This window comes from Vibrio sp. OPT46 (assembly GCF_015163535.1).
GTDB classification, from domain to species: Bacteria; Pseudomonadota; Gammaproteobacteria; order Enterobacterales; family Vibrionaceae; genus Vibrio; species Vibrio alginolyticus.
Genome location: NZ_JADDYG010000399.1, coordinates 1 through 2,658, shown reverse-complemented (window position 1 = coordinate 2,658; position 2,658 = coordinate 1). Strand labels below are relative to the sequence as shown.

The window sequence follows — 2,658 nt, the reverse complement described above, 5'->3', positions numbered from 1 at the left end:
ATGGTGAGAAAGCACTCTATTATTCGAGCCCTTAACAAAGTGTACAAACGCGAAGCGTATTTTCCTGCGGAAGAGGAGCTCAATGCGGTGTTGAATGATGAGAATAAAGACGCCTCCGAAGCTTGGGAGGAGGCATCAACACTAGATTTTCAGCCTAACATGACAACGGTAACAGCAGAAGACCAGGCAAGCACATCGCCCAACGAAAAAAAACTTTCTAAAGAGGCGCTCGATTTCACTCAAAACTTCCTTCAACCATAACCTATCTTATCCAGAAGCCTCAAGAGTGAGGCTTTTCTTTTGCTCTTTTGCCAGTATCTCTATCAGTCACGACAACAGAATGTAAACTTACTTAAGCAGTCATTTTACTGATGTGCATACTATTTATGCGATTTTTCAACATATTTTTAGTACTTAACTAAGATGGGATCTGTTTACCTTAAAAAAGAGGTTTTTCCCTCTTTATTTACTTCCGCTATTGGGCTTAGATCAAGCCTTTTCAATTGGTAGTAATAATGATTGAAGAGCAATACTTGATGCCCCGATTTATAGGTGAATAGCACTCATTACTTTATCTAATAATGTAAATTAAAAAATGTATTATAAATCTTAAATTGTTCTTTTATATTTAGGTGTCGATTATTGATTTTATGATTAATTAGGCGCAAGATAACGTAAAAATAAAATAGCATAGTTAATATGCAGAATTACACTAGGAAGTAACTTTTTCATTACATGTTTCATAATAAATAGAGATAATTTTTATCTCTGTTTTTATTTATATTAGAGATTTGTGTATGTTGAGAATCATTAGTGCAGATAAATTTATCTCTTCAAGGTTTATCTTAGAGTACAGTAAGGCTGAGTTCGCTTCTTTATTAGGTGTTTCCGTCGCTAAAATAAGTAATATTGAAAGTGGAAAATCTTCAATCCCCCCGGTGTATGATTACGCCATTAATTACTTGTTGAGTGAACATCCATTTAAAGATAGTGCTGTTGAGGCTTTATGTTCTCATGAAACGTTAAACTTTGCTCGTCGTATTGACGTCAATACCAAAGTAAAACGCTTGTCCTGTAAGCGTTGCGATAGCCGTAGACTGCACGTTATGGCTGGCATGAGTGGCTTGTATTTTGTCGAGTGCATGGATTGTAAACACACTATGTACTCGTCAGGCATGTCTGTAAAACGTTATCAGCAATGGTCGAATGATGGAGTCAAACTAGATAGTCATTTATTTAATTGAATTGTGTTTCCTTTGCACCTAAAGTAAAAAGCCATCAATACATGTGTTGATGGCTTTTTTATTATGTGTTTAAATTTAGTTAAAATTAAAATATTTATCATTCCTAATAATTATATAGTGATGGAAATCTCAAAAAATTATTTTCTTGACATTTTATTTCTAACAACAATGGCTGTGGTCACACAATTTTTAATTATTTTTCCTTTTAAGCCTGGTTTCAATATCATTGGGCTATCAATTGGAAAGTGATGAAGATCGCGAAATTTTAATTCGAGAAAATAAGACTTTTAAATATGAAAATTTAATCACGAAATTTGTTTTTTGAATTTTAAATATCGTTTTCGTTTGTAATATCTGTACCTGTCAATTTTAAAGAACAAAAAAGAGATATTCCAAATGAAACGTTTAATTATAGGTGTTAGTAATTACATGCCAGAAGACTTCAGTTTATTAGCTGAATCTTTAGATGAACAATTTAATCGTCATTTACAACCTTTAGAGCAAGTTGAATTAACCGACGTTGGTGCGGCTATTATTACTTCAGCAGACATTAAAGCAGGTCTGCATAAAATGATTTCTGAAACGGGTTACGGTATTCCAGTTTTCTTAGTAACGGATGAAAACCCAGTTTCGGCAGAAGATTACGTTTGGCTAACTGGCGTTATCGATTTAGAAAGACAATCTATTGAGTACTACTGTCGTCAAATCAATGAGGCAGTAACCAAGTACGAATGTCGTCTTCTTCCTCCTTTCTTCAAGCAATTAACGCACTATGTTGAGATGGGTAACTCAGCGTTTGACTGTCCGGGACACCAAGGTGGTCAGTTCTTCAAAAAACACCCAGCTGGTAAACAGTTCTACGATTTCTTTGGCGAAAACCTGTTCCGTAGTGACTTGTGTAACGCGGACGTGGATTTAGGTGACTTGCTGATCCACGAAGGTTCTGCACACCAAGCGCAAGCGCACGCTGCAAAAGTATTTAACGCGGACAAAACTTACTTCGTACTTAACGGCACTTCTGCTTCAAACAAAGTAGTGTGTAACGCGCTGGTAACTGAAGGTGATTTGGTACTGTTCGACCGTAACAACCACAAATCGAACCACCACGGTGCGTTAATCCAAGCGGGTGGTATGCCAGTTTACTTAGAAACGGCGCGTAACCCTTGGGGCTTTATCGGTGGTATGGATGAACACTGTTTCGATGAAGAATACATTCGTGCTCAAATCGCGAAAGTGGACCCAGAACGTGCACGCGATGAACGTCCTTTCCGTCTTGCTATTATCCAGCTTGGTACTTACGACGGTACTATCTACAACGCTCGTTACGTGATGGATAAGATCGGTCATCTTTGTGACTACATCCTGTTTGACTCTGCGTGGGTTGGTTACGAGCAGTTCATCCCTATGATGAAAG

General features: G+C 37.1%; 2 protein-coding genes and 1 pseudogene. All 3 read left to right on the top strand.

The features are described 5' to 3' along the window. Nucleotides 1-261: pseudogene (locus IQR33_RS18595) on the top strand (hypothetical protein); the annotation flags it as partial. A 536-nt stretch (nt 262-797) separates the two neighbouring features. After that, the gene (locus IQR33_RS18590; RefSeq protein ID WP_025768646.1) at nt 798-1,244 is read left to right on the top strand and encodes a helix-turn-helix transcriptional regulator; all 447 of its coding nucleotides are present in this window, start codon (nt 798-800) and stop codon (nt 1,242-1,244) included. A 396-nt stretch (nt 1,245-1,640) separates the two neighbouring features. Continuing rightward, nucleotides 1,641-2,658, top strand: a 1,018-nt coding sequence (locus IQR33_RS18585; protein WP_322631782.1) for an Orn/Lys/Arg decarboxylase N-terminal domain-containing protein, incomplete at its 3' end; no start/stop codon positions are given.

Bases quoted from the DNA above. Each gene is read 5' to 3' on its own strand.
- IQR33_RS18590 (WP_025768646.1), top strand. From the start codon at position 798: ATGTTGAGAATCATTAGTGCAGATAAATTTATCTCTTCAAGGTTTATC.